27 protein-coding genes and 2 tRNA genes are annotated in these 25,358 nt (G+C 64.0%); 19 read left to right on the forward strand and 10 right to left on the reverse strand.

Going from position 1 to position 25,358, the window contains the following annotated elements; all coding sequences use genetic code 11:
- Window positions 1-45 precede the first annotated feature (45 nt).
- Together AC1DRD_RS05515 and AC1DRD_RS05520 are read left to right on the forward strand one after the other, a co-directional pair.
- Window positions 46-291 (forward strand): DUF1272 domain-containing protein, encoded by a 246-nt coding sequence (locus AC1DRD_RS05515; RefSeq protein ID WP_478031646.1) that lies wholly within the window; start codon window positions 46-48, stop codon window positions 289-291.
- Window positions 288-869 carry a GNAT family N-acetyltransferase gene (locus AC1DRD_RS05520; RefSeq protein WP_478031648.1) on the forward strand — a complete coding sequence of 194 codons (582 nt, stop codon included), beginning with the start codon at window positions 288-290 and terminating at the stop codon, window positions 867-869. Before AC1DRD_RS05515 ends, AC1DRD_RS05520 begins: the two co-directional genes overlap by 4 nt.
- A 278-nt stretch (window positions 870-1,147) precedes the next feature.
- Here the strand turns inward: AC1DRD_RS05520 and AC1DRD_RS05525 are convergent, their stop codons facing one another.
- Window positions 1,148-1,753, reverse strand: coding sequence for a methyltransferase family protein (locus AC1DRD_RS05525; protein ID WP_478031650.1), 606 nt, complete (start codon window positions 1,751-1,753; stop codon window positions 1,148-1,150).
- A 41-nt stretch (window positions 1,754-1,794) separates the two neighbouring features.
- Window positions 1,795-3,588, reverse strand: coding sequence for a M1 family metallopeptidase (locus tag AC1DRD_RS05530; protein WP_478040631.1), 1,794 nt, complete (start codon window positions 3,586-3,588; stop codon window positions 1,795-1,797).
- Here AC1DRD_RS05530 and lon point away from each other — a divergent pair.
- From lon to AC1DRD_RS05600, 14 genes are all read left to right on the forward strand, one after another.
- A complete protein-coding gene (gene lon / locus AC1DRD_RS05535) occupies window positions 3,587-5,983 on the forward strand; it encodes an endopeptidase La (RefSeq protein ID WP_478040632.1) in 2,397 nt (798 codons plus the stop codon). The two genes, AC1DRD_RS05530 and lon, sit on opposite strands and share 2 nt — an antisense overlap.
- A gap of 243 nt (window positions 5,984-6,226) precedes the next feature.
- The gene (locus AC1DRD_RS05540; RefSeq protein ID WP_066585106.1) at window positions 6,227-6,499 is read left to right on the forward strand and encodes an HU family DNA-binding protein; all 273 of its coding nucleotides are present in this window, start codon (window positions 6,227-6,229) and stop codon (window positions 6,497-6,499) included.
- A gap of 119 nt (window positions 6,500-6,618) precedes the next feature.
- Window positions 6,619-6,693, forward strand: a tRNA-Val gene (locus tag AC1DRD_RS05545).
- A gap of 639 nt (window positions 6,694-7,332) precedes the next feature.
- The gene (locus AC1DRD_RS05550; RefSeq protein WP_478040633.1) at window positions 7,333-8,958 is read left to right on the forward strand and encodes a helix-turn-helix domain-containing protein; all 1,626 of its coding nucleotides are present in this window, start codon (window positions 7,333-7,335) and stop codon (window positions 8,956-8,958) included.
- Window positions 8,959-9,155: 197 nt separating this feature from the next.
- Window positions 9,156-9,458: a RebB family R body protein gene (locus AC1DRD_RS05555; protein ID WP_478031656.1), complete on the forward strand. Its 303-nt coding sequence runs from the start codon at window positions 9,156-9,158 to the stop codon at window positions 9,456-9,458.
- A gap of 78 nt (window positions 9,459-9,536) precedes the next feature.
- Entirely contained in the window at window positions 9,537-9,818 is a 282-nt protein-coding gene (locus AC1DRD_RS05560; protein ID WP_478031658.1) for a RebB family R body protein, read from the forward strand.
- A gap of 44 nt (window positions 9,819-9,862) precedes the next feature.
- Complete coding sequence (locus AC1DRD_RS05565) at window positions 9,863-10,114, forward strand: RebB family R body protein (RefSeq protein WP_478031660.1); 252 nt, start codon at window positions 9,863-9,865, stop codon at window positions 10,112-10,114.
- A gap of 82 nt (window positions 10,115-10,196) precedes the next feature.
- Entirely contained in the window at window positions 10,197-10,475 is a 279-nt protein-coding gene (locus AC1DRD_RS05570) for a RebB family R body protein (protein ID WP_478031661.1), read from the forward strand.
- Window positions 10,476-10,507: 32 nt separating this feature from the next.
- Window positions 10,508-10,717, forward strand: a complete 210-nt coding sequence (locus AC1DRD_RS05575; protein WP_478031662.1) for a RebB family R body protein — start codon at window positions 10,508-10,510, stop codon at window positions 10,715-10,717.
- Between the two features lies 1 nt (window position 10,718).
- Window positions 10,719-11,288: a RebB family R body protein gene (locus AC1DRD_RS05580; protein WP_478040634.1), complete on the forward strand. Its 570-nt coding sequence runs from the start codon at window positions 10,719-10,721 to the stop codon at window positions 11,286-11,288.
- Between the two features lie 19 nt (window positions 11,289-11,307).
- Window positions 11,308-11,661 carry a hypothetical protein gene (locus tag AC1DRD_RS05585; RefSeq protein WP_478031665.1) on the forward strand — a complete coding sequence of 118 codons (354 nt, stop codon included), beginning with the start codon at window positions 11,308-11,310 and terminating at the stop codon, window positions 11,659-11,661.
- 13 nt (window positions 11,662-11,674) lie between these two features.
- Window positions 11,675-12,868 (forward strand): hypothetical protein, encoded by a 1,194-nt coding sequence (locus AC1DRD_RS05590; RefSeq protein WP_478040635.1) that lies wholly within the window; start codon window positions 11,675-11,677, stop codon window positions 12,866-12,868.
- Entirely contained in the window at window positions 12,865-13,182 is a 318-nt protein-coding gene (locus tag AC1DRD_RS05595) for a hypothetical protein (RefSeq protein WP_478040636.1), read from the forward strand. Before AC1DRD_RS05590 ends, AC1DRD_RS05595 begins: the two co-directional genes overlap by 4 nt.
- A 41-nt stretch (window positions 13,183-13,223) precedes the next feature.
- Window positions 13,224-15,584 (forward strand): hypothetical protein, encoded by a 2,361-nt coding sequence (locus AC1DRD_RS05600; protein WP_478040637.1) that lies wholly within the window; start codon window positions 13,224-13,226, stop codon window positions 15,582-15,584.
- 36 nt (window positions 15,585-15,620) lie between these two features.
- Here AC1DRD_RS05600 and arsH read toward each other — a convergent pair whose 3' ends face one another.
- The 6 genes from arsH to AC1DRD_RS05630 all read right to left on the reverse strand — a co-directional run bounded on the left by arsH (window position 15,621) and on the right by AC1DRD_RS05630 (window position 21,656).
- Window positions 15,621-16,343, reverse strand: a complete 723-nt coding sequence (arsH, locus tag AC1DRD_RS05605) for an arsenical resistance protein ArsH (protein WP_478040638.1) — start codon at window positions 16,341-16,343, stop codon at window positions 15,621-15,623.
- A 90-nt stretch (window positions 16,344-16,433) separates the two neighbouring features.
- Entirely contained in the window at window positions 16,434-17,102 is a 669-nt protein-coding gene (locus tag AC1DRD_RS05610) for an aquaporin (RefSeq protein WP_478040639.1), read from the reverse strand.
- Complete coding sequence (arsC, locus tag AC1DRD_RS05615) at window positions 17,099-17,530, reverse strand: arsenate reductase (glutaredoxin) (RefSeq protein WP_478031671.1); 432 nt, start codon at window positions 17,528-17,530, stop codon at window positions 17,099-17,101. The genes AC1DRD_RS05610 and arsC overlap by 4 nt, the downstream gene beginning before the upstream one ends.
- A 35-nt stretch (window positions 17,531-17,565) precedes the next feature.
- Window positions 17,566-17,913 carry an ArsR/SmtB family transcription factor gene (locus AC1DRD_RS05620; protein ID WP_478040640.1) on the reverse strand — a complete coding sequence of 116 codons (348 nt, stop codon included), beginning with the start codon at window positions 17,911-17,913 and terminating at the stop codon, window positions 17,566-17,568.
- A 127-nt stretch (window positions 17,914-18,040) separates the two neighbouring features.
- Window positions 18,041-20,683 (reverse strand): TonB-dependent receptor, encoded by a 2,643-nt coding sequence (locus AC1DRD_RS05625; protein WP_478040641.1) that lies wholly within the window; start codon window positions 20,681-20,683, stop codon window positions 18,041-18,043.
- A 292-nt stretch (window positions 20,684-20,975) separates the two neighbouring features.
- Window positions 20,976-21,656, reverse strand: a complete 681-nt coding sequence (locus AC1DRD_RS05630; protein WP_478040642.1) for a prolyl hydroxylase family protein — start codon at window positions 21,654-21,656, stop codon at window positions 20,976-20,978.
- A gap of 81 nt (window positions 21,657-21,737) precedes the next feature.
- On the opposite strand from AC1DRD_RS05630, the gene AC1DRD_RS05635 reads away from it, so the two are divergent.
- Window positions 21,738-21,814, forward strand: a tRNA-His gene (locus AC1DRD_RS05635).
- 103 nt (window positions 21,815-21,917) lie between these two features.
- Window positions 21,918-22,970 carry a Leu/Phe/Val dehydrogenase gene (locus AC1DRD_RS05640; protein ID WP_478040643.1) on the forward strand — a complete coding sequence of 351 codons (1,053 nt, stop codon included), beginning with the start codon at window positions 21,918-21,920 and terminating at the stop codon, window positions 22,968-22,970.
- A gap of 89 nt (window positions 22,971-23,059) precedes the next feature.
- Here the strand turns inward: AC1DRD_RS05640 and AC1DRD_RS05645 are convergent, their stop codons facing one another.
- Both AC1DRD_RS05645 and AC1DRD_RS05650 read right to left on the reverse strand, forming a co-directional pair.
- Window positions 23,060-23,932, reverse strand: a complete 873-nt coding sequence (locus AC1DRD_RS05645; RefSeq protein WP_478040644.1) for a hypothetical protein — start codon at window positions 23,930-23,932, stop codon at window positions 23,060-23,062.
- Window positions 23,933-23,937: 5 nt separating this feature from the next.
- Entirely contained in the window at window positions 23,938-24,486 is a 549-nt protein-coding gene (locus tag AC1DRD_RS05650) for a hypothetical protein (protein WP_478040645.1), read from the reverse strand.
- A 128-nt stretch (window positions 24,487-24,614) separates the two neighbouring features.
- Here AC1DRD_RS05650 and ccmC point away from each other — a divergent pair, with 128 nt between their 5' ends.
- The gene (ccmC, locus tag AC1DRD_RS05655; RefSeq protein WP_478031677.1) at window positions 24,615-25,337 is read left to right on the forward strand and encodes a heme ABC transporter permease CcmC; all 723 of its coding nucleotides are present in this window, start codon (window positions 24,615-24,617) and stop codon (window positions 25,335-25,337) included.
- Window positions 25,338-25,358 lie beyond the last annotated feature (21 nt).

Genomic DNA, 25,358 nt, shown 5'->3' on the forward strand with positions numbered 1-25,358 from the left:
GCCCCTGCTTGCGCAGGAGCACAAGCTCATTGGGGGAGGGGGGCGATGCTCGACCTGAGACCGAATTGCGAATGCTGCGACCGAGATCTGCCGGCCGACAGCCCCGACGCCCGCATCTGCACGTTCGAATGCACCTTCTGCGCGGAGTGCGCCGAGGGCGTGCTCGGCGGCGTCTGTCCCAATTGTGGCGGTAATTTCGTGCCGCGGCCGATCCGTCCGGCGGCGATGCTCGAACGCTATCCGGCATCGACCAAGCGGGTGCTCAAGGCCGAAGGTTGCAAAGCGGCATGATTCGCGTGGCGACCAGGGCGGATCGCGACGCCGTCGCCTTGACGCTCGCGCGCGCTTTCGCCGACGATCCGGCGACGTCGTACATTTTTCCCGACCGCGCCGAGCGAGTGAAGCGCCTGCCGCGCATGTTCCGGCTGATCTTCGACGAGGATGCCGGCGGCATGCCGCTGGTGACCGGGAGCGGTGAAGCGGCGACCTTGTGGCGGCGGCCAGGGCAGGCCGAGATCGGCAAGCTCGAGATGCTCAAGCAATTGTTCCCGTTGATCGGCGCCTTCGGGTCCTCGCTGGTGCGAGCGATGCGCGTGGGCGACGCGATCGACGCGCATCATCCATCGGGGACCTATTGGTATCTGCACATCGCCGGCGTCGATCCCGCGTATCAGGGCAAGGGGCTGGGCTCGGCGTCGATTCGCCAGGGGCTCGCCAAGGCGCGCGAGGACGGCATGCCAGCGTTCCTCGAAACCGCGACGCCGCGCAATGTCAGTCTCTATCAGTCGCTCGGGTTCGAGGTGATCGACGAATGGCACGTGCCCAAGGGCGGGCCGAAATTCTGGTCGATGTTGAATCCGAGGCCGTAAGGCTGATCGGCGTTCCAAACCTTCTCCCCTTGTGGGAGAAGGATACGGAGACTTGCGAGCTCGCTCGCTAGTCGCAGTTGGATGAGGGGAAGCGAAGCGCAGCTTCGCGCGGTCGCGAGAGCGACCGCTTACCCCTCACCCAGCTTCGACTAGGGCCACGCAAGGGCGCGACCCAAGTCTGCGCAACCAGTTTGGGGTAAACAATACCCCGTATTGTTTAGGCCCTGCCGGGGGCAGGGCCGACCCCAAACTCCCACAAGGGGAGAGGGGAAGTCTGCCTAGAAAACCCCCGGCACGAACCTTTTCACCCGCGCCGCATAGTCATCATACGCCGCCCCAAACTGCGTCCTCAGCAGCCGTTCCTCATGCGCGACGCGCATCCAGGTCCCGAGCGCGTAGAGCGGCACGCCGACGATCAAATTGCGCGTGTGGCCGAACGCGATCGCCATCGCGATCATGAACCCGAACAACGCGACATAGATCGGGTTGCGCACGACCGCGAACGGGCCGCTCTGGACGAGCGTGTGGTCGGTCAGCGTGCGGGCAACCAATGCCCAGTTCTTGCCCATCGCGCGCGAGGAGGCATGGAACAACCATACGGCGCCCAACATCAGCGCAAGGACCACGAGCGCCTCGATGATAGCTTTCACCGACAGCGGATCGAGTTCGACGCGGACGGGGCCAAAGCCCGACACGCCGATGCCGATTCCCTGGACGACGATCCAGAGCCAGGTGATCGAGGCGCGTTGCGACAAGGGCGTGGTGCCGACCTTTGTCGCCCGATGCCGCGCCGCCATCAGCGCGATGAAGAACGCAAGGAAACCGAGCATGATCGCGGCAAGCCCGGGCAGGGCGACCGCATCGTTTGGGAAAGCGTGCGGCATCGGGCTTATCATGCTCCAACCGTATTATTAGGGCAATACACTTACTGCTTCAGCTTGAGCCCTGCGCGATAATCCTCAACCGCGCGCGATCGTTTCAGCACGCGGGCATAGGGGTCGACCACGACATGCGCGCCGGCGGGTACGTCGATCGTCGCGGTGCCGTCGAGCATGTCGACCTTCATCAACCTGTCGTCGACCAGCACCTCGATCGGCATCGGGAAGGGGAGGTTGTCGGGAGTCAGCCAGAACAGGTTGAGCTTGTCGCCGCTGCGCGCTTCGACCAGCTCGGGCAGATCGGCTTTGCGCAGATAGATGTCGAAGAACCAGTCTAGGTCCTTGCCGGTAACCTTCCTGACATTGTCCTCATACTCGCGGGTCGAGCTGAAGCGCGGAATGAAATTGCCTGGTTTGGGATCGGGGCGGCCATAGACTTCGAGCCGCGTCACGTCCCAGAATTGCTTGTCGCCGATCAGCCAGCGCAAAGTGTGGAGCATCCACGCGCCCTTGTAATAGATGTCGCCGCCCGGACCGCCCTTGGTCGGCTCGTACACCTCTTCCTCGGTGATCCAGCGGCCGCGCGTGATCGGTACGGCGTTGACGATCTTGTTGCGCTGTTCGTCCAGCATCGTCGCGTAGCGGGCATAGCCTTCGCGCCACAGGCCATAGGCCGGCTGCATATACTCGCCATAGCCTTCGTGGATCCAGTAATCGTCCCAATTGGCGGCGGTCACCTGGTTGCCGAACCATTCGTGGCTGAATTCGTGCTGGAACAGCCAATCGAAGCCCTCGGGCGCCTTTTTATAGGCGTTGCCGTACGCGTTGATCGTCTGGTGCTCCATGCCGAGATGCGGCGTCTCGACCACGCCGAGCTTCTCGTCGCCGAACGGGTAGGGGCCGACATTGCTTTCGAAGAAATCGAGCGTTGGCGCGAATTCGGCGAACAGCTTCTTCGCCTGCTCTTCCTCGCCCGGCAAATACCAGTAGAACATCGGAATCGTGTTGCCAAAGCGGCTCTTATAGTCGGCAGAGATCACTTCGTAAGGCGCGACATTGAGCGCGATCGCATAGGTGTTGGGATGCTTGATCTCCCAGTTCCACGTCTCGCGTCCGTCGGCCCCGGTGTCGACGCCCTTGAACACGCCGTTCGACGGCGCCTTCAGCCCCTTGGGAATTGTGATGTGAAGCGCGACCTTGGCCGGTTCGCCTTCCGGAAAGTCGAAGCACGGCCACAATATGTCGCAACCATAGCCTTCGCTCGTCGTGGCGAACCACAGCCGCCCGTCCTTGGTCTTCGACCAGACCACGCCATCGTCCCACGGCGCGTTGACCGCGACGTGCGGGACGCCGCCGTACACGATCGTCGCGGTGACGCGCTCACCCGCCGCATAGGTTCGCGGGAGCTTGATCGTCAGCCGCCCATCGGGATTGGACCAGGCGCTCGCCGGCAGTTTCTGCCCGTCGATCGCGATCGCGCTCGGTCCGAGATTCTTGTCGAGATCGATCACCAGCTTGTCGGCCGGCGCCTTGGGGGTGAAACTCTCCACCGCCACGGCCTTGAGCTGTTCGGTGTCCGGCAGCACCTCGAACGACAGATCGGCGGTATCAAATCGCAGCTTGGCCTGGTCGGGATCGACCGGCCCGCCCGACCGTTGGGTTTGGGCTGTCAGCGGCGGCTCGCCCTTCTTGGGCAGGCTCGCGGCGCCGGCCGCGGCGGCGGTGATCAGGCTTATCCCCACCAATCCGGGGACGAACAGGCGTGGGAGATTGATGGAATGCTCACGCTTCCCATATAGAAAGACAAAAGCGCCCTGGTTGGGCGCCTCCGGAGTATCCATGACCGTCCAATCCTTCCCCGTATTGCCGCTGCGCGACATAGTGGTGTTTCCCCACATGATCGTGCCGCTGTTCGTCGGCCGCGACAAGTCGGTAGCCGCGCTGGAAAGCGCGATGGCCGCCGACAAGGAGATTTTCCTGGTCGCGCAGCTCGACCCCGCGCAGGACGATCCGCAGCGCGACGACCTGTACGACATGGGCGTCGTTGCGACGATCCTGCAGCTGCTGAAGCTTCCCGACGGCACCGTCCGCGTGCTGGTCGAGGGCAAGGCGCGCGCCACGCTGACGGCATTGTCGGGCGGCGGCGACCACCTCACCGCCGAGATCGCGCGGGTCGAGGAAGAGGCCGTGAAGGGCGTCGAGATCCAGGCGCTGATGCGCTCGGTGGTCGATCAGTTCGAATCCTATTCCAAGCTCAACCGCAAGCTGCCGGCGGAAACCGCGGTGCAGCTGAGCGAGATCGAGGAGCCGTCGCGGCTGGCCGATTCGATCGCCGGCAATATCGCGATCAAGGTCGCCGAAAAGCAGGCATTGCTGGTCGAGCTCGACCAGTCGAAGCGGCTCGAGATGGTCTATGCCTTCATGGAAGGCGAACTCGGCGTCCTGCAGGTCGAGAAGAAGATCAAGTCGCGGGTCAAGCGCCAGATGGAGAAGACCCAGCGCGAATATTATCTCAACGAGCAGTTGAAGGCGATCCAGCGCGAGCTGGGCAATGAGGCTGACGAAGGCGATGGCGACGAGATCGCCGAGCTGACCCAGAAGATCGCCACGCTCAAGCTGAGCAAGGAAGCGCGCACCAAGGCGACCGCCGAGCTCAAGAAGTTGAAGACGATGGCGCCGATGTCGGCCGAGGCCACGGTCGTGCGCAATTATCTCGACGTGCTGCTGGGTCTGCCCTGGGGCAAGAAGTCCAAGCTCAAGAAGGATATCGCCGCGGCGCAGGCGGTGCTCGACGAGGACCATTACGCGCTCGAGAAGGTCAAGGACCGGATCATCGAATATCTCGCGGTCCAGGCGCGCACCAACAAGCTCAAGGGCCCGATTCTGTGCCTGGTCGGCCCTCCCGGTGTCGGCAAGACCAGCCTGGGCAAGTCGATCGCCAAGGCGACTGGGCGCGAGTTCATCCGCCAGTCGCTGGGTGGCGTGCGCGACGAGGCCGAGATTCGCGGCCACAGGCGGACCTATATCGGCTCGCTGCCGGGCAAGATCGTGTCGAACCTGAAAAAGGCCGGCGCGTCGAACCCGCTGTTCCTGCTCGATGAGATCGACAAGCTCGGCCAGGATTTCCGTGGCGATCCCGCCTCGGCCCTGCTCGAGGTGCTCGACCCTGAACAGAACAGCAAGTTCAACGACCATTATCTCGAGATCGACATCGACCTGTCGGACGTGATGTTCGTCACCACCGCGAACACGCTCAACCTGCCGCAGCCGTTGCTCGATCGCATGGAGATCATCCGGCTCGAAGGCTATACCGAGGACGAGAAGGTCGAGATCGCCGAGCGCCACCTGATCGCCAAGCAGGTCGAGGCGCATGGGCTCAAGGAAGGCGAATTCACGCTGACCCATGAAGGCCTGCGCGCGCTGATCCAGCGCTACACGCGGGAAGCGGGCGTTCGCACGCTCGAGCGCGAGATCGCCAAGCTCGCCAGGAAGGCCTTGCGCCAGATCCTCGAAGGCAAGGTCGAGAGCGTGACGATCACGCCGGAGAACCTCCACGAGTTCGCGGGCGTGCTGAAGTATCGCCATGGCCTTTCGGAGACCGAAAACCAGATCGGTGCGGTCACCGGACTAGCCTGGACCGAGGTCGGCGGCGAATTGCTGACGATCGAGAGCGTCACCGTGCAGGGCAAGGGCATGGTCAAGACGACCGGTACGCTGGGCGACGTCATGAAGGAAAGCGTCCAGGCGGCAATGAGCTTCGTCCAGGCGCGGGCGCCGTCTTACGGCATCAAGCCCAGCCTGTTCGCGCGCAAGGATATCCACATCCATCTGCCCGAAGGAGCCGTGCCCAAGGACGGTCCGTCGGCCGGCATTGGCCTGGTCACCTCGATCGTCTCGACGATGACCGGCGTGCCGGTGCGGCGGGAGATCGCGATGACCGGCGAGGTCACGTTGCGCGGCCGCGTGCTGCCGATCGGCGGCTTGAAGGAAAAGCTGCTGGCGGCGTTGCGCGGCGGCATCGAGACGGTGTTGATTCCCAAGGACAATGAGAAGGACCTCGTCGAGATTCCGGCGAATATCCGCAAGGGACTCAAGATCATCCCGGTCGAGCATGTCGACGAAGTGCTGCGGCTCGCATTGACCCAGCCGCTCGAAGCAATCGACTGGACCGAGGCCGACGAACTGGCGGCGCAGCCGCCGGCGAACATCGCCCAGGCAGGGGAGCTACCGCATTAATCGTTTGCAGCTCCGCTGAGACGGTGCCGCGTCCGTTTCAGCTCTGCTGAAACCAAGTGACGCGTGCTGAAACGGGACGCGACGAAACGATCCGCCGCAAATTCGATCGTTACGGTCGAGGTTGCGGCGGATTTGTTTTGACTCGTTCGCCCGGAGCAGCGTTACTGCGCGCCCGGCCTGGGGCCGCGAGTCTTATTCCAGTAGCAAACGTGTAACGCACTCTAAACGGGGGTTTCGAGGACGATGAACAAGCAGGAGCTGATCAGCGCCGTTGCCGACACGGCAGGCCTCAGCAAAGGCGATGCCAGCAAGGCCGTGGAGGCCGTGTTCGACGTGATCGGCGGCGCGCTCAAGAAGGGCGACGAGGTTCGCCTGGTCGGTTTCGGCACTTTCTCGGTTTCGAAGCGCAAGGCATCGACCGGCCGCAATCCGCGTACCGGCGAGCCGATGACGATCAAGGCATCGACCCAGCCCAAGTTCAAGGCCGGCAAGGGCCTGAAGGATTCGGTCAACTGATCCCGGCCGGTCCTTTCGGGGGCTGGACAAGATCGAACGGATCGTCTTAAGGCGATGACAACGGGGCGGCGCTAAACGTCGCCCCCTTCCTTTTGCGATGCCGGGATCGGCTCGCGATCGGGCGCGTAGCTCAGCGGTAGAGCACACCCTTCACACGGGTGGGGTCACAGGTTCAATCCCTGTCGCGCCCACCATGTTTTCAGACACTTAGCTGGAAACGTGGCGTGGCCCATGAAAAACGCATGAAGAACGAGGGCGCGATCGCCTCGCACTCCAAGCGAAACAAAAGTCGCGTTCCGCTATAAATTTGATCTTCTCTCGCCGCCGCTTCGAAAGCCGGGGTTTGGCCGACATCCGACCATTGGCTTCCGATGCGCCGTAACCGATAGCTGCCCTGCGTTCATGCCGATGGCTCAGGAAGCGTTGTGATCGTCGCACTGGTTCGAAAATCGCGGGCAGGTGCGAATACACCAACCTAACGCTGCGTTGAAATTCTGAGATGCATGCCGGGTAGAGCTGACATTGCACCCTTCGTTTCGTTGATGGATCAGATCCTGCGGCAGCTAGCCGCCACGAGTTCGCTGAAAGACACGAAGCCAACCTTATCAGGCAGCGTCGATCTGACGTACCTGTAGTCTGCCGGAACGCTAGTTCTTTCCCATCGTTGCGGCGCATTTTCGATGCCCTAATGCATTTCGAAAAGGCATGTTAACCATTCTAAATGGTTCATTACTGAGATAATTCACTATTGCAGTGGGCTAACTGCGGGTCAATAACCCAGCGCGATTTACTCGTAGTCCACGAGCGTTGTCGAACTCATTTCGGAGACGCTCGTGGCATTTACGAGTGAACATTTCGGTGACCAACTTGTCGCTAGCGTCAACCGATCGTTCCGCGACCTTCCGGAACTGCTCGAGGGATTGACCCGCGCGCTTGTCATCCAGGCGCGACTGGTGTCGCTCGAACTCGAGCTCGATGGCATGTGGGTTTTGCGCCAGCAGCGGGGACGGCAAGGATTGGCATCGCGCTGGCAAGCCGCCGCGCGCGACAGTCATGCACGCGCGGCCGGACAAGATCGGGCGGGGGCGCCTTTCCTTCCGTTCGCGATCACCTTTGCCGGCCGGTCAATCGGCACACTCCGGACGCAGTTTGAGGATCCGCGCGACCTGGATGGTCCGCTGCCCGTTCTTCTGGCTCAATTCGCCCAGCAATGCGGCAGGCTCGCCAAACGGTATCAGCTCGAACATTGGTCGCGCGAGCGCTGGGGCCAGCCGCTGCGGCTTGTCGGGCTGAGCCGTGCCTTGCGCGACCTGGATCGCTTCATCGAGATCGCCGCATCGAGTCCCTTGCCGGTAACGTTGCGCGGCGAATTCGGTACGGAAAAATTCCAGCTGGCGACGGCGATCCATTGTTGTGGCCCCCGCGCGGACGGGGCGTTCGTGCAGGTCGATTGCGCTCGTCCCGACGGGCTGCCGCCCGAGTGGCTGGCGGCGGCGGACGGCGGCACGCTGTTTCTTGCCAATGTCGACGAACTTGCCGCGCCGCTGCAGGACGCGCTGCTGCTGAGTTTCCCTTCGCGCATCGCGCAACGGCCGACGGCGACGCCGCTTTCCAGCGTTCGGATCATCGCCTCGACGACTGCCGACCTGCGCGACGAGGTTGCGGCAGGGCGCTTTTCCCGCACCTTGGCGACCGAGTTGGATTTTCTCATCGCGACGATTCCCCCGATCCGCGATCGCTCCGAGGATATCGATGCCCTCGTTTGTGACGCTATCGCGCGGCTCGGCTATCAGGTCGATATCAAGCGCACCGACGTGTTTATCGACACCTGTCGCGCTTATGGCTGGCCGGAAAACCTGTCGGAAGTCGAGCGCGTGGTCGCGCGTGTCGCGACGATGACCGGCGCGACGCCGATCCGTGACGTCGATATTCGGCTTTACGCGCCGCACATAGCCTTGCCCGATATTGCGGCGCCGGCCCTGCGCTCGATCGCCCAGACAGAGGCGGACGTGTCGTCTCTCGACCATTGGGCCCGCCGGGCGGTTAGCCCGGAGGAGGGCGACTCGTATGACGTCCATGTCGCCTTGCGGCGGGCGCTCGCGCATCTCGGCCGCTGCTATGACCAACCGGTGGTGCTGACCGAACTGGCGACACTGGCGGGCGTCAGTCCGTCGCATCTGAGTGCTCTGTTCCGGAGCGTTGTCGGCGCACCGTTTAAATCGCTGCTCCGCCACATCCGTATTCTGAAGGCGCGCGAACAGCTGGCGGCGGACCCGGCCGCCAGCGTCACCGACGTCGCCTTTCAAGTCGGATTCGCCGATCTGAGCTATTTCGAGCGCAGCTTTCGCCGCATCGTCGGACAGAGCCCGCGCGAGTTCCGCCGCGCCGCGCACCGAGTCGCGCCGCTGGCTACCTTGTCATCGTTTTTGTCCGAGTCGGCGAGCGATCCAGCCGAGTGATCGAAAACGTTGGCCGAGTCGGCGCAATCGCTGACCGACGACAGCGTCTCAAGCCGGGTCGCGCTTCGCCGGCTACGTATTCCGCCGCACATATTCTCGGGTCCGTCCAAGTAATCGGCGTGCGATCGGAACACCATCGTGTCGTCCGATCGATCGACCAACCGATCGCCGCGGCCCCATTGCAGAAAGAGGTTCCGATGGCTTTCCCAACTCATGTGAACGACCAGATCACCGATTCGATCACCCAGGCGAACACCAAGGTTCTTGGCGACGCCCCGGCGATCGCGATGGGCAATCTGTATCAGGCGACGGCTCAGGCGCTGGCGAATGCCGCGCACAATGCGACCAATGCGCAGCAGCAGAGCTACGTCACAGCGCAGGCGGCGACGACCATGGGCGTTGCGACGCTCTATTCACTCGACACCGCATCGACCGGCGTCGCCACCGAAGACATCTTCCGTTCGGCCGCCAACAGCCCGCGTCCCGGCAGCCTCGTCTGAGGCATGTGACCGCGCCGAGGCCGGTTAATTTCACGACGCCCGGCTTCGCCGCTCGTCACTATTCTTGGGGAGTAAGACATGGCATTTCCAACCTTCGTCAACGACCAGATCACCGATTCCGTCACCCAGGCCAACGTAAAGGTGCTGGGCGATGCGCCGGCGATCGCGATGGGCAATCTATACCAAGCGACGGCTCAGGCACTCGCCAATGCCGCGCACAATGCGACCAATGCCGCACAGCAGAGCTTCGTCACCGGCCAGGCCGCGACGACGATGGGCGTCGCGACCTTGTACGCCCTCGATACCGCGTCGACCGGCGTCGCGACCGAGGACATCCTGAAATCGGGCAGCCTGGTGTGATGTTGGGCGGCGACGTGTCGTTCAGTCGAAGGCAGAGGTAGAAGATGGCGTATCCGACAGCCGTGAACAACCAGATCACGGATTCCGTCACGCAGGCCAATGTCGAAACGCTGGGGTCCGCTCCGGCGGTTGCGATGGGCAACCTCTATCAGGCGACGGCGCAGGCGCTGGCCAACGCCGCTCATAATGCCACGCTCGCACAACAGCAGATGAACATGGCGGCGCAGGCCGCGACCACGGCAGGCGTCGCCATGCTGTACGCGATCCAGACCGGCGGCGCCGGACCGAAGACTTGAGCTGAGTTGCCGGCAGCAGTGCTCGGCATGATCGATCAACCGGCGGCACCACACGTCCGCCATCACCGAAAAGGACTTCCCAATGGCCTTTCCCAGCCACGTGAACAGCGCGATCACCGATTCGATCACCCAGGCGAACACGCTGCTGATCGGCGATTCGCCGTCGATGGCGACGGGCAATCTGTTCGTCGCGACCAGCCAGGCGTTGTCGAATGCCGCGCACAATGCGTCCAACCAGCAACAACAGAGCTTCGTCACCTCGCAGGCGTCGACCACCCAGGGGCTGCAGACGCTCTATTCGGTCGACATCGGCTCGACAGGGACCGCGACCACGGGAATTTTCCGCCGCGGCCTGCTCTGAACACGATCGACTGATCCCCGGGCGCGGCGCCGATGGCCATGCTTAACGGCCTCGTACCCGGGACGGTGTTGACGATCGGCGAAGCCCCGTCCGCCGCGATGGCCATGACGTACATCGCGATGGCCAATAGCATCGGCGTGGCGATGGGGAATGCGGTGACCGCGCAGCAGCGCGGGCAACTGATCGGCGAGGCCGCGACCGTCAAGGTCGTGGCGGTCATTTTCGAACTAGGGGCGACATAAGATGCCTGAGTATTTGGTGAACGATCAGATCGTCGAGTCCGTCGCGGACGTCGTCACACTGAACAGCGGTCATGCCCCGGCCCAGTCGGCGGCGATGCTCGATGTCGTGATGGCCGAGACGATGGGCATGTCGATGTACAACGCCATCAGCCGACAGCAATCGTCGAGCATGGTCGGGTCGGCCGCGGTCACCTCGGCATGCGCCAAGATGCTGCAGACGCCTTTCCCGATCCTGCCGCCGCTGGTGCCGTATGTGGTTCCCCCATCGGGTCTGCAGCCATTGCCGGTACCCCCGGGCGGGCTGACCGATGCCGAGGCGATCGCGGTCGCGGGCGTCGATGCCGGCGCGGCGATCGATGTGCTCGCGGCCGAGGCCCAGAGCTCCGACGTCAACTCCGCCACGGCCGTGCTGAAGTCACTGGCGAAGCAAATCAACGCCGCTCTCGCCGCGCTGAACCCGCCCGCGCCGGCCCCATCTCCCGCACCGTCACCGACAGCCGCGCAGGCCAAGCGCAGCCGCCCCGCCAAGACACCCGCGCCCGTGCGGACACGCGCGCGCGCCGCCAAATAGACAATAGCAGGAAGACATCATGGCTCAGGTCAATCCGCTCATCGTCGACATCCTCCAGCAGACGCAGACCGCCACGCTTACCCAGGGCGTGGTACTGACCAGCGGCGCGGGCAAGGCGTATCAGTCGGTCGCACAATCGACCGCGCTCGCCGTGCAGGACGCGGCCGATGCGTTGCGCAACGTGTCGACGATGGCGACCACCGCGGCGGGCGTCGCGCTCGCGCAGATCCTCGCGACAGGCAATGTCGAGCAATACAAGCCGACCCTCGACAGCGCGCAGTCGATCATGACGAACGCGATCGCGGACTTCAGCGCGATCGGCGCCGCCGCGGGGGAAATCCTGAAGACCTTCCCCGCCGGCCAGCACATCTGAAAGCGGTGATGCCATGACCGTCAAGATCGCCAACAAACCACTCAACGGCGCCTTCGGTCTGTCCGAGACCGGCCGTCGTGTGCTGGGGCTGATCGACGGCGGCCTGCAATGGCTCGATTATGCGATCGGCACGCCCGATGCGCATTATCATTTCCGCGACGAGAGCGCGCTGGTCGCCGCGGTGCAGCCCGGCCTCCACGCGACGCGCTACATTCTGATCGATGCGATCGGGCTGATGGTCGCGCCGGTCAAGCTGATGACGATGAACCCGGCCGAGCTGCAATTGCTCGCCCGCGCCGCGATCGGCGAGGTCAAGCCGGCCAATCCCGACCTGGTCAAGATGCTCGCGCGGCACAGCCTGGCCACGCAGAGCGACTTGGCGGCGGTCGCGACCCTGCTCGACAATCTCGAGGTCGCGCCGGCACCGATGTTCCAGGCGATGGACCTGGACGACACTCTTGCACTGCTCGGTCTCGCCCGCAGCCCGTACATCACCGACCCGGGGACGCCCGATCTGCGCCTCGAAGCCGCCAGCTTCGCGGTGTCGCAAGCCTATTCGCCGCCCGAATTCGTCGATTATTTCCGCACTTTCATCGATCATATCGCCGTCGTCGGGGAACCCGGCGATACCCCGGCGGACCGCCGCGAGCGCGCGCTGCGGGCGGTCTACTCGATCGCGCCGCTGATGTTTCAGGCGCTCGATTGCCCCGAGGTTGCCGGACTCGTGTCGCCGCTCGAGGTCGAAGGGGCGATCATCGACTGGCTGATGAACGGCCGCCAGCTCGGCTTCCTGCGCGTGTCGCAGGGCGTGCAGCAGATCGTGGCCAATACCGGCTTCGCGAACGAGGAAGGCCTCGCCGCGCAATTGATCGTGCGCGATTATCTCGACCGCGCCCAGCAGCTGGTGCGGCTGCAGGGGATCGGGCGCGGCGCAATGGGCCAGGACGGCGCGACCTGTCTGTTCCCGATCGTCGCTCCGACCCAGGAAGCCGTCATCCGGCTCGGCCCGACCGGCGTGATCACGCTCGCCCAGTTCGCCTGGCAACGCCCCTTGCGCGTGCAGGACACCGAGGGGCGCCCGGCCAGTCCTTCCCGGCCGGCCAAGCCAGCCTCGCCGGCAACGCCAAGGCCGGCATCGCGCGTCGCGTCGCGCACGGTGACGCGGCCCAAGGTCATCCGCCGGCGCAAAGGGAGCGTCAAGAAATGAGCGACAAGAAGCGCTGGCAAAAGGATATGCCGGACGATCCCGATCGGGACGGGCCGGTAACCGACCGCGCGCAGGCGCTAGCGATCGCGATGACCCAGGTCCACGCCGCGATGCGGCATGCCGACGGCGCGATGCGGCAGGCCGATGCGGCATTGGCCGGGGCCGACATGCGCGCCGCCGCGACGGCGATGCGCGAGACCGAACGGCTCGAACGCAAGTCCGTCGAACAGGCCCAGATCGAGGTCGAGCGCGCGATGGCGCGCGCCGGGCGCGCGGAGAATCGCGCCAGCGAAGCGGAGCGGGAGGCGGAATGACGTCCCGGCAGGCTCCGCGAATCGAATGAAGGAGTAGCGGCATGGCCTTTCCACCTGCCGGCGATGCCGCGCTCCAGGCGCTCGCGCACGTCGCCACCATGGCCACCGCGCAGTCGCAGGTGCCGATCGTCCTGGTCCCGCAGCATGATGCGGCGTTCGGCTGGGAAGCGGGTGCGATCCATCCGATGCAGGCGCTCGAGACGCAATATCAGTCGATCGTCCGCGACGCCGAGCGGCTCGGTAACGATCCCATCGAGAAACGCGCCTTCGAATCCGCCGCGCTCGCCGGTTTCTATTTCTTCCAGGCCGGTTCGCCCCGTTTGCTCGGCGTTGAGCGCGACCGGCCGTATCGCGGCCAGCGCTTTCCGCTGCCGAGCGACGCCCTGCGCCATGCCCGGGCCGAACTGAACGCGGCGAAGGACATGTACAATGCCGGGATTCCGGCGCCGTTGCTCGCGACCCGCGTCGCCGATGCCCGCGCGGCTGCGTGGCGGGTTTGCGAACTGTTCCTGCCGCCGGCCAATCCGGAACAGGTCAATGCCCCGTCGATCAACCAGGCATCGGCGCTGATCCAGGCTGCCGGCACCGCGCCTGCGGTGCTGACCAATATCGGCAACGCGCTGACCCTGCTCGAACGTGCCGTGGCGGGCGATGCCAGCGTGCAGATGTTCTACGTGATCGAGCCCTTCTATCTGTCGCGGTTGCTCGTCGCCTATCGCGTTCGCTCCAACACACCGGTGACCGAGGATGAAGTCGTCCTGGCGAGCAGCGCGCTGACCGGCATCCTCAATGCCCAGGCCTGGCTCTCCGCATGGCTCGAGCGCGCGATGATCGATCTCGAATTCGCCATCAGCGAGGTCGACCCCAACCAGCATACGCGCTTCTTCCTCAAGGGCGGCCGCGCGCTCGCCTATTTGTTCGGCCAGCCGCAGAATGCGCGCAACGATTGGGACACGCAGATCCTGATCGACCCCAATCTGGCGCCCGGCGATTGGTACGCCCTCTGCCGTGACGTCTCGAACCAGGTGCTGCTGACCCTGGTGCGGATGAAGGACGAATTCTATTCGATCCTGTCGGCCAACGCCGCCGCGCTCCAGGCGCTGCCGGTGCCGCCGCCCGCGCCGCCCGATCCGTTCGCCGACGACGCGCCCGACCCCCCGTGGGACAATGTCGACGAGGCGCCCGACGTGCCGCCGAGCTACGAGAATGCGTTCACCCGTGCATGCAAGGCCGAGCTGATCGATATCGGCATACCGCGCCGCGACACGATCGAGCTGCGCGAGCAATGGGCGCAGCTGCACAACAATATCATCCGTCCGACGCTCGGCATGCCGATCCCCGGTTATGCTTATTATGTCGACGAATATGTCACGATGATCCGCGAATTCTTCGCCGGGGAATCGCGCGCGCCAAGCAAGGCGCGCAAGCGGATCGAACGCCTGGCCGAGCTGCTCGATCGCGATGAGGCCGCCGTGGTCATTGTCCATGCGATGCAATCGATCCCGCTCACCATCTGGAACGTGGTGGCGCCGGTGCTGACCGCGTTCGTGGCGCAGCAATTGCCGCCGGCACAGGAGGCGTTGCGCTATGCCTTGATCGTGCTGCTCGACGAATTCGCGATCGCCTATGAGATGCGCAGCGACCCCGGCCTCGCGCAGGAATTCGCGGCCTTCTTCGCCGAGTGGATGCCAAACGAAGAAGTGCTGGCCGACTATACGCCCAATTTCCGCTTCACCCTGCCGGTCAATGCCGCGCCGATGGCCGACGCGATCGGGTTCGGTCAGTGGATGTCGGATCGGCTGCAGGCCAATTTCGCCGGTCGGGCGGCATTGATCGCGGCGCATCGCGACGCGGTCGAGGCGCTGATCCGCACGGTCTACGACGACTCGGTGTTCAACCAGCAAAGCGAATATGACGTGCAGCTCGCAATTGGCGGCAGCCTGGGGGCGAGGCTTCACGCCGAATATCAGAACGCCGTCAATGCCCAGCTTGAGCAAGTGGCGACGGTATCGATCGGGCTCTATTTCGAGGGCGCACACATCAACGCAGCGACCGCGGTCGAACTGGTTGCGCCACTGGTACGCAATTATATCGCCGCGCAGCCGGCGCCGTTATTCTACCTCGACGAAACCGTGCCGGGGACTCTCAGGATCTTCTGGGCCGATCCGCAGACGATCGAACCATTCGGCCCCTATCATCCACTGGCGATCGAGATCGTTGCCAAGCGCGTGCGCGAGCGGCCGTTGCTGAGCTTCATCTGGGGCCTGCCAGTGCTCGGCCTACGGGACCTGATCGTCGAGTATCAGAGCCGCGCGGCGCATATCGTCGAATATGCCCGGCGCAGAGAGCTTCGGCATACCGCCGCAGCGCTGACCGAGATGCTGATGACCGCGCGCGCCTAGCGCACGAGCTTGCGGGGCCGTTTTCGGTGTCGCCAATCAAATGTCGGCGACCGGATCGACGGCGATGCCGGCGGCCTTCCGTTCCGAGTAACGATCGACCAATTGCACCGCGTGCGGACGCAGTAGAATGGTGAAGCGGACCAGTTCCTCCATCACGTCGACGATGCGATCGTAATAACTGGACGGTCTCATCCGGCCGGCCTCGTCGAACTCCTTATACGCCATCGCGACCGAGGATTGGTTGGGGATGGTGTACATCCGCATCCATCGCCCCAATAGCCGCATCGTGTTGACCGCGTTGAACGATTGCGATCCGCCGGACACCTGCATCACCGCGAGGGTACGCCCCTGGGTAGGGCGCATGCCCTTCGACTCGAGCGGCAGATGATCGATCTGCGCTTTCATCAGGCCAGTGATCTGGCCGTGGCGTTCGGGGCTGCACCAGACATGGCCTTCCGACCATATCGACAAGTCGCGGAGCTCGTTGACCGCGGGATGATCGTCGCCGGGTATCTGATCGGGCAGGGGGAGATCGGAAGGGTCGAAAATCCGGATTTCCGCGCCGAAAAACTGGAGAAGCCGCGCCGCCTCTTCCACCGCGAGGCGCGAAAATGAGCGTTCTCGCAGCGAGCCATAGAGCAAGAGAATACGCGGTGGCGGCTGATCGTCGCCAAGCCCGAGCCCAGGTCGTGGCATCGCGAAGGTCGGATCGAGCGCGGGGAGGTGATGGGGATCGGGCAGACTGCGGACGTGGCTCATTTGAGCTCCTTGACGAGAGAGGCCGCGCTGGGAGGGCCAGACGCAAGAAGTCTTGGTGTCCTTGAGCAAGGCGCGAAAACGTGACGCCGTTCACGAAGTCTCGTGCGACGGCCCCGCGAAGAGCGCGCTGCCCACGAAGAGGGCCGCGATCGCGCCGGCCAGTTGCGCTGCGATGAACCCCGGAACATAGGCCGGGGCAATTCCGGCGAAACTGTCGCTCAGCGACCGGGCGACGGTGATCGCCGGATTGGCGAAGCTGGTCGAGGAAGTGAACCAGTAAGCAGCGCTAATATAAAGCGCCACGCTTGTGGAAACGGCAGTCGGCCGCATCCGCACGGTCCCCAGGATCGTCAGGATGAGCCCGAACGTGGCGATTGCTTCGCCCGTCAGTTGGCCCGGTCCGGCACGGGCCTTCGTCGACAGTTCGAGGATGGGCAGGTCGAACATCAGGTGCGCGACCCACACACCCAGGATACCGCCGCCAAGCTGAGCCGCGACAAAGGCCATTGCCACACGGCTACTGATCTCGCCGCGCAATCGGATGACCAAGGTTACGGCCGGATTGAAGTGCGCTCCCGAGACCGGCCCGAGCATTGTGATGAGCACGAAGAGGATGGCGCCGGTCGCGATCGTGTTGCCGAGCAGCGCGATCGCGACGTTCCCGCCCGCGAGCCGTTCGCCCATGATGCCGGAGCCGATGACTGTCGCGAACAGAAGAAAGCTGCCGAGTGCTTCGGCGAGAATAGCCCGCCGCGTCACGACGAGTGAATGCGGTGGCCGGCGGCGTTGACGACCAGTTCGCCGTCTTCCTTGGCGAAGGGGCCGCGCTGCGGTGCCGGCAGGATGTCGAGAACGACCTCGGAAGGACGGCACAGGCGCACGCCAAGCGGCGACACCACGAGCGGGCGGTTGATCAGGATCGGATGGTCCATCATCGCGTCGATCAAGGCGTCGTCCGACAGGCTCTCGTCGCCAAGACCGAGTTCGGCATAAGGTGTGCCCTTCTCGCGCAACACTTGGCGAGGCGTCAGTCCGGCGCGCTCGATCAGTTGCGACAGCAGCGCGCGCGAGGGGGGCGTCTTGAGATATTCGATGACGTGCGGCTCGATGCCGGCGTTGCGGATCATCGCCAGCGTGTTGCGCGACGTGCCGCAGTCGGGATTGTGGTAGATGATGATGTCGGTCACGATCTCACCTCGCAAAATGTCGATAGGTTCAGTGCTTATGTCGTGCCCGCGGTGCCGCAGCGGCCGCGCAGGAGCGTGTCGGCGAGCGACGCGCAGATTTCCGGCGATCCGCCGCAGCAATCTTCCATCAGATATTCCAGCAGCGCCGTCATGGCCTCGTATCGCGCCGAATAGATGACCGACCGTCCGTCGCGGACGCTGTCGATCAGGCCGGCATGGCTGAGGATGGTCAGATTGGCTGAAAGAGTGTTGGGCGGCACGTCCAGCCGGCGGGCGATCTCACCGGCTGGAATGCCCTCATGTCCCGCCTGCACCAGCATACGGAACACGGACAAACGGCCCTGATGCGCGAGGGCGGAGAGGGCCATCACGGCGGTCGTCATTTCCATATTTCCGCGATATAGGAAATAACGCGAAATAGGAAGGCAGAATGTGCCGGTCGGGTGAAAAGCACAAAAAAGGCGGCCTCCTTCCGGAAGCCGCCTTTCCCCTTTTATCCTGACCTTGCGATCAGAACTTCGCGCTGAGCTCGAAGCCCCAGGTGCGCGGCGCGTTAAGATTGCCGTAGTCCCCAAGGATGCCGCCATAGTTGGTCGAAACCAGCGTGGTCCCGTTATAGTTGAGGACCGGCGTCGAGTTCGCTGCCGAGCGGCGATAGACATAGGTGTGGTCGAGCAGGTTGCGCGCCCACACGGACAGCGTGACCTTGTTGCTCGCGTTGATCGCGATGTCGGTCAGCGCCAGTCGGCCGTTGACGACGAAGCTCGGATCGGTCTTGGTCGGCTCGAGCTGGAAGCTGTACTGGCTGCTCGCATAATTGGCGTCGAGATGGAGGCTGATCGCCGTGTCGCCCTTGCCGATCGGTACCGAATAATCGATCGAGCCCGACGCCGCGTTCTTCGGCGTGTAGACGATGTAGAGCTGCTGCGGCAGACCGCCGGTGATCGAGTTCACCGCGCTCGGCGCCTTCCAATAGGTATAGGCATAGGAGGCGGCGAGGGTCAGCCCGGCGACCGGCCGTACCGTCAGATCTGCTTCGATGCCGCGGATCTTGCTCGTACCCGCATTCTGGGTCTGCTCGATATGCGAGCCGTTGGTCGGGCTGCTGCCGTTGGTATCGAACAGATCGAAGTCGAACTGCGTATTTTTGCGGTCCATGATGTAGCCGGCCAGGTTCAAGCGAACCCGGTGGTCGAGGAACTCCATCTTCGCACCGACTTCATACGACTTGACCGATTCCGGGCCGAAGGCGTTGAAACTCTGCGACCGATCGTTGGCGCCGCCGGCGCGGAAGCCGGTCGAATATTTGGCGTAGAGATGAACGTCCTTGGTCGCATCGAACGCCAGGTTGAACATCGGATCGAAGCGGCTGATGTCGTTCGAGAAGGTGAACGCCTGGGGCGCATTGTTGACCACGTACAAGCGGCCACGGCGCTTGTCCTTGGTCCAGCGGCCACCAGCGGTAAAGTGCAGGAAGTCAGCGCCTTGCGGCGTGTAGGTCAGATTGCCGAACACCGAATAATTGTGATCATAGGCTTCGCTGGCACGCGTGATGAACTGGCAGCTGTTGGCGAACTGCGGCACGGTGGCGGCAAGCGTATTGTTGCACGACGCGGCATAGGGCTGATAACCCGAATTGGCCCCCGTCACCGTTCCGGTGACGATCGGACTGCGGATCGTATAGGCTGTGCCGTCGGCGTTCCACTGATTGGTCAGCGGGGTAGCCGCATATTCGGTCGCGTGTTCGGTGAAATAATAGGCGCCGACGACATAATCGAAGCCGTTGGAGCTGCCGACCGCCTGGAATTCCTGGCTGAACTGGTGCTGCTGCAGGAACGACAGGCTGTAGCGGCTGAACGTCCCGGTCGTGTTGAGCGCCGTGGGATTGGCCGTGTTCAAGACGAACGGCGAGAAGGAGCTGCGCTCCGGGCCGCCCGAATTGTCCCACTGATCGGTCTTCACACCGCGCCAGGCGGTGATCGAGCGCAATTCCAGCCACGGCGCGACGTTATACTTCAGGTTCGCCGAAACGCCGTGAGTGATGTCGACGCTCGGCTGCTGCGGCACGCCGACATCGGCAACGGTCTGGCGCTCCGGATGCACGCCGACGAGCGGCGCCTTGGGGGCGATACAGGCGGGCTTCCCCGCCGCGGCCTGGGCTGCGGTGATGGTGCCGCCGCAAGCGATCGGCGCGGCCGCGCCCGTGCCCGGAATGAAAAGTGACGTTCCGAGCACACCGGTCTGCGGATTGGTATAAGTGCCGACGGTGTAGTGGTTCGGGTTGTAGTTCAGCAGCTGGCTGAAGTTCGGCGTGTTCTCGTCCTTGGCGTAATCGTACGCGATGTCGGCAGTGAAACCCTCGAACGGGGTCCAGCGTGCTGCGGCGCGGCCGCCCTTGCGATCGTAATAGTTCCAGCCGGTGGAGCCGGCGAGCGGATCCTTCACGGTCGGATCCTGATGCTGGTAGACGCCATCGAGCTTGATCGCGATATTGTAGAAGGCCGGCAGGTCGAGATGGATTTCGCCGGTGCGGCTGCCATAATTGCCCACGCCGCCTTCGATGCGGCCGCCAAGCTCACCGGTCGGCGCCTTGGTCACCAGCGACAGCGCGCCGCCCTCGGTATTGCGGCCGAACAGCGTACCCTGCGGGCCCTTGAGCACTTCGATCCGCTCGATGTCGAACAGAGCGGCGTTGAGGCCCTGCGTCTTTCCGAGCGCGACGCCGTCGATATAGACGCTGACGCCACCGTCACGCGCAGTCTGGTTCTGGTCGTAGGGGACGATGCCGCGGATGCCGATGGTCAGCGCCGACTGGCGCGCCTCGAACGTGGCGACGCGCAGCGACGGCACCGAGCCGTCGGCCAGGTTGAACAGGCTGAGGACGTGGCGTTCGGTCAGCGCCTGGCTGTCGAGCACGCTGATCGAGATCGGCGTCTTCTGGAGGTTGGTCGTGCGCTTCGTCGCGGTGACGACGATGTCGGCCAGGCCGTCGTTGTTGGCGGTCTGGTCGGAAGGCGCTGCGGCTGCGTCCTGCGGCGCGGCGGCGGGAGTCGCCGCCGGCGTCTTCGGGTCTTCGGCGGCAAAAGCCGGCGTAGCGGTAACCGCGATCAGCGCGCTGGCCAGCAGCGTGCTCCGCAAGGTCGAGATCCCCATTTAAATAGCTCCACTGGGTAAGGCGGCGGCTGGTTGCCGTCCGTCCGTTCACGACGATCGTTCAGCGAGTCGGTGATTCCCGCCCGCCACATCGTCGCGTTGGCCCCTATGGGTGGATTGCGTCGGCGCAGTTGCACTTGCGTGACTCAGCCATGGCTGTTTGATGAAAGTCTTGTGACGGTCCCAGAGTGGAGCACGTGATTGGGAGCACGCAAGCTGCTCTAATTATCTTTGGCCGCGTCGTTTTTCGGGGAAAATCCGGCGCCCGCTTTCCGCGCGATGCTCGACAATGTCACGATGCCCAGCCCCAGGGGCGTTCGCGGAACCACTTGGTAATGACGTACTTGGTGCCCGCGCGGACCTTCATGCCCTGATGGATGGTGCTCGGATTGGGGCTGCCGTCAGGGCGCAGATTATTCCAGCAGAGCAATTTGCCGGTCTCGGGCTGGACGATCTTGTCGATGGTCTTGAACCGCGTCGCGCCGCCGGCATCGGGTTCGTTCAGATAGATCATCGCGGTCCAGGTGCGGTTGCCGGCGACCGAGGTGAAGGTGTGGAAATCGACACCGGCTGGCTCGAAATAATCGGTGTGCGCCTTGAACTCCTGGCCCACCGCGTAACGCTGACCCTGGATCGGTTCGCCATGCGCGGGGTCGAGGCCGATGAAATCGATAATCAGCCGTTCGAGCTCGGCGACGATCGGAATAGCCGCGTCTAGATCGCAGGTTTCGCTCGTCCGAAAAGCGGAGTCGCCATTATAATCGGAAACCGTCGAAGGTCGCCGCTGCGTATCGATCAACGCGATCAGCGCCTGGCACAGATCGGGCGTGACGAAGCCGCGCCGCTGGAACAGGGTGAGCTTGGGGCTGGGGGTGCGCTGCACGCCCGGCTGGGCCATGATATGGGCGATGACGGGCTCGGACGGGTGACCGGAACCGAGATTGACCGGAGAAGAAACATCGGCGGACGACATGATGCCGAGCCTAACCAAATCATCCGGCGTCGTCAGCCTTGACCTGCACCGGTCGGTGCCGCTAGGGGCGCGCGTTCTACGGCGATCGTAGTTCAATTGGTTAGAGCGTCGGCTTGTGATGCCGGATGTTGCGGGTTCAAGTCCCGTCGGTCGCCCCATTATTCCAGCCATTTCGCGCCCACGGCGCATTCGGGCTGGCCATCGCCGCTCTAGAAGAATATTACGCGGCCTCGTAATTTTCTTTGCCACGCCGGAGCCAGCATGACTTCCGTTTGGGACCTTCCCGATTTCGACGACCATGAGGGCGTCCACCTGTTTCGCGACCCTGCAGCGGGGCTGACCGCGATCATCGCGGTGCATTCGACCCATCTCGGCCCGGCGGCGGGCGGGGTGCGCTTCTGGCATTATGCCGATGCCAATCGCGCGATCACCGACTCGCTCAGGCTGTCGCGCGGGATGAGCTATAAGAATGCCATGGCGGGCCTGCCGCTGGGTGGCGGCAAAGGCGTCGTCCTGGCATCGACGCCGGGCGAGGCGATCAGCCCAGCCCAGCTCGAGGCATTCGGCGCCGCGGTCGAGTCGCTCGGCGGCCGCTATGTGACGGCCGAGGATGTCGGCATGTCCGAAGCGAGCATGAAAATCATCGCGACGCGCACCAAGCACGTGTCGGGCCTGCCGGTCGCGGCGGGTGGCGCCGGCGGCGATCCGGGTCCGTTCACCGCGAGCGGCGTCTATCAAGGTGTCCGGGCAGCGGCGAAGCGTGGGCTGGGCGTCGACTCGATTGCCGGCGTGCATGTCGCGATCCAGGGCGTCGGCAGTGTCGGCGGCGGACTGGCGCGGTTGCTGGCGGCGGACGGCGCGAAACTGACTCTGGCGGACGTCAATGGCGACAAGGCGAAGGCATTGGCCGCCGAGCTTGGCGCCGCGACGGTGCCGACCGAAGAGATATTGGCGCTGGAGGCGGATATCGTCAGCCCCAATGCGCTGGGCGCGATCCTGACCGCCGAGACGATCGCCGCGCTCAACACCAAGGTGATCGCGGGCGGCGCCAACAACCAGCTCGCGACGCGCGAGGACGGCTCGCGGCTCCACGCGCGCGGCGTGCTCTATGCGCCCGATTACGTGATCAATGCCGGCGGCATCATCAATGTCGGCCTCGAATATCTCGGCCAGGGCGACCGCGCCGAGGTCGAGGCGCGCATCGCGCGGATCCCCGAGCGCCTGATCGAAGTGTGGGACGAAAGCGACCGCACCGGCCAGCCGGCCTCGGACGTGGCCGATACGATCGCACGGCGGCTGATCGGGCGGGGCTGAGGTCGATCTGCTCCCGCCAAAGCGGGAGCCCGGGCGGCGAAGTATCCGACGCTACGGCGCGTGCTTTCACAGCCCTGACGCAGCCAGTGCTAATATTGGTTTTCGGCTACCTTGTTGGTGGCGAGATCGAGCACCTTGCCGCGGTCATAGCCGAGCACGCCGGGTATCGGAGCCAGTCGGTTCACGCTGAACGAGAAGCCCGCTACGAACTTGCCCGTGGCGCGATAGTCGACCGGGGCGACCGGCTTGCCCGCCAACTGGGCGGGCGGTGCGGTGGACGGCGTCGCCGGGCGGATAGCCACAGCCCAGGTGACAACATGGCCAATCATACTGGGACCAAACCCGGTTTCGTCGGCAAGCTGGGGAATGTCCGATTTCTCGGATGCCGACGCGATCAGGATAGTGCCGAGGTCGGCAATCCTGCCCGGCTGCGCCGAAAACGAAACGCTGCCCAGACATAGGCAGGTGTGGAAGACATCACCGAAACCGACGCCGTAAACGACGTAATTCCCTGGCCGGACTTCGACCAGCAGGGTGCGGCCGTCGCCGGTCTTTTCCAGCGCGCGACCCATCTTCACCGTTTGGACGTTGCGAATCTTATCGTAGACGAAGTTGAAATCGTCGACAGAAGGTGCTGGCGGGATGGTCTTGTCGAAGGTCGCGCCAGCCTTGGCGGCGGCATCCCTGGCCGCGATCAGGTCGTTTCGTTTCTTAACGAGGTTGGGCTCCGCTTTCGCGAAAGCAGCCCTTTTCGCGGCATCGAATTCCTTCATTTCCGCGTCGGTGGGGATGCGCAGAAAGACCGGCGCCACTCCCACCGAATTTGTGCGGAACAGAATATAGGCTCGATCAGCGCGCAGCTCGAGCGGTTTACCCGCGGTGACCTCGACCATCTCGTCGCCCGACTGCGCATGAGCGACCGGCACGAAGTATAGCAGTGTCAGCATCAGGCCCAGGAACATTCGGATCATTTCACCGGTACCTTTCCACCGAAGCTGGGGCTGGACGCGATCTTGGCCTGGATGGCGATCGACTGTTCCGTCGGACGCTTGGTTACGGTCTCCCAGACTTCTTCCGCGACGCCGTATCGAGTGTAACCGCGCGGCTCCATACAGCGGCGCATCTTCGCCTGCAGATCGCGACGCGCCATCGTACCTTCTACCATCGCGCCGAGCAGGTCGCCGACCAGGCCGTACGGATTGGGAATATAATCGACCTTGCGGCCCGGCTTGTCGTTCCACGGTACGAAACGGTTCAGCTTGACCGACGCCCAGCTATTGGGCTGGAGGAAACGATAACAGTCGGTCAGGTCGTCATAGGCCTCGGCGTAACTGACGCCGTTCTTCTGAAAGAAAAAATATTTCCAGCCGTTTGCGACGACCTCTGGATCGCTCGACCGGGACAGGTCGGGTACGACGACGGTCTGCGGGTCGGGCGGAGAAGCCACGTTCTGCGCGAAGCAGATCGACGGCCAGGCGAGCGCCAATGCCGCGGCTTGGACCAATGGATTGCGCATGAAATCTTCCCCTCTCGCGATGCTTAGGGGGTCGTGCGCGCAGCGTCGAGAGGGAGAAAACCGGTCTGCGCCATTGCGGGCGAACCCGTAGTGACGTCCCGCGATTCTTGCCCTATTCGAGCGCCATCGTGGCCAGCCTTCATGCCCTTGCGAATCCCGCGCGTTTCCTGCGTCTGGCGCGTCCGCTGACGCCGGCCTTCTTGCTGTCGGGCGTGCTGCTGACCGTGTTCGGCTGCTGGGCCGGGCTGACCCAGACGCCGGCCGATTATCTGCAGGGCGACAGCGTACGGATCCTCTATATCCACGTGCCGACCGCGTGGCTCGGCATGGGCGGGTGGAGCGGGATCGCGATCGCCAGCCTGTCCTATCTCGTCTGGCGGCATCCGCTGGCGCGCATCGCCGCGCGCGCGATCGCCTTGCCGGGCGCGGTGTTCGCGTTCCTGTGCCTCGCCACCGGATCGATCTGGGGGCGGCCGACCTGGGGCACCTGGTGGGAATGGGACGGGCGGCTGACCAGCATGTTGCTGCTGTTCTTCGTTTATCTCGCCTATATGGCGCTGGCGCGTGCCGATGCCGATCGCGGCGGCGACGGGCGGCTGCCGGCAATCTATGGCATCGCCGGCACCGTGCTGTTGCCGATCATCCGCTATTCGGTGGTGTGGTGGAATACGCTGCATCAGGGCGAAAGCATCGGACTGACCAGCTCGACGATCGACTCTTCGATGTTGTGGCCGCTCTGGTTCACGCTGTCGGGCTTCACTTTCCTGTTCGCGGGCATCGTGCTGATGCGGATGCGCGCGATGCTGGCGCGCGAGCGGCGCGAGGCGCGGATGCGGAGGATGGCGGCATGAACCAATGGCTGTTCGTCGCCG

This window comes from Sphingomonas sp. P4_G2, assembly GCF_056401155.1.

Coding starts and splice junctions, on each gene's coding strand:
- AC1DRD_RS05515 (WP_478031646.1), top strand. CDS start 46: ATGCTCGACCTGAGACCGAATTGCGAATGCTGCGACCGAGATCTGCCG.
- AC1DRD_RS05520 (WP_478031648.1), top strand. CDS start 288: ATGATTCGCGTGGCGACCAGGGCGGATCGCGACGCCGTCGCCTTGACG.
- AC1DRD_RS05525 (WP_478031650.1), bottom strand. CDS start 1,753: ATGCCGCACGCTTTCCCAAACGATGCGGTCGCCCTGCCCGGGCTTGCC.
- lon (WP_478040632.1), top strand. CDS start 3,587: ATGACCGTCCAATCCTTCCCCGTATTGCCGCTGCGCGACATAGTGGTG.
- AC1DRD_RS05530 (WP_478040631.1), bottom strand. CDS start 3,588: ATGGATACTCCGGAGGCGCCCAACCAGGGCGCTTTTGTCTTTCTATAT.
- AC1DRD_RS05540 (WP_066585106.1), top strand. CDS start 6,227: ATGAACAAGCAGGAGCTGATCAGCGCCGTTGCCGACACGGCAGGCCTC.
- AC1DRD_RS05555 (WP_478031656.1), top strand. CDS start 9,156: ATGGCTTTCCCAACTCATGTGAACGACCAGATCACCGATTCGATCACC.
- AC1DRD_RS05560 (WP_478031658.1), top strand. CDS start 9,537: ATGGCATTTCCAACCTTCGTCAACGACCAGATCACCGATTCCGTCACC.
- AC1DRD_RS05565 (WP_478031660.1), top strand. CDS start 9,863: ATGGCGTATCCGACAGCCGTGAACAACCAGATCACGGATTCCGTCACG.
- AC1DRD_RS05570 (WP_478031661.1), top strand. CDS start 10,197: ATGGCCTTTCCCAGCCACGTGAACAGCGCGATCACCGATTCGATCACC.
- AC1DRD_RS05575 (WP_478031662.1), top strand. CDS start 10,508: ATGGCCATGCTTAACGGCCTCGTACCCGGGACGGTGTTGACGATCGGC.
- AC1DRD_RS05580 (WP_478040634.1), top strand. CDS start 10,719: ATGCCTGAGTATTTGGTGAACGATCAGATCGTCGAGTCCGTCGCGGAC.
- AC1DRD_RS05585 (WP_478031665.1), top strand. CDS start 11,308: ATGGCTCAGGTCAATCCGCTCATCGTCGACATCCTCCAGCAGACGCAG.
- AC1DRD_RS05590 (WP_478040635.1), top strand. CDS start 11,675: ATGACCGTCAAGATCGCCAACAAACCACTCAACGGCGCCTTCGGTCTG.
- AC1DRD_RS05595 (WP_478040636.1), top strand. CDS start 12,865: ATGAGCGACAAGAAGCGCTGGCAAAAGGATATGCCGGACGATCCCGAT.
- AC1DRD_RS05600 (WP_478040637.1), top strand. CDS start 13,224: ATGGCCTTTCCACCTGCCGGCGATGCCGCGCTCCAGGCGCTCGCGCAC.
- arsH (WP_478040638.1), bottom strand. CDS start 16,343: ATGAGCCACGTCCGCAGTCTGCCCGATCCCCATCACCTCCCCGCGCTC.
- AC1DRD_RS05620 (WP_478040640.1), bottom strand. CDS start 17,913: ATGACGACCGCCGTGATGGCCCTCTCCGCCCTCGCGCATCAGGGCCGT.
- AC1DRD_RS05625 (WP_478040641.1), bottom strand. CDS start 20,683: ATGGGGATCTCGACCTTGCGGAGCACGCTGCTGGCCAGCGCGCTGATC.
- AC1DRD_RS05630 (WP_478040642.1), bottom strand. CDS start 21,656: ATGTCGTCCGCCGATGTTTCTTCTCCGGTCAATCTCGGTTCCGGTCAC.
- AC1DRD_RS05640 (WP_478040643.1), top strand. CDS start 21,918: ATGACTTCCGTTTGGGACCTTCCCGATTTCGACGACCATGAGGGCGTC.
- AC1DRD_RS05645 (WP_478040644.1), bottom strand. CDS start 23,932: ATGTTCCTGGGCCTGATGCTGACACTGCTATACTTCGTGCCGGTCGCT.
- AC1DRD_RS05650 (WP_478040645.1), bottom strand. CDS start 24,486: ATGCGCAATCCATTGGTCCAAGCCGCGGCATTGGCGCTCGCCTGGCCG.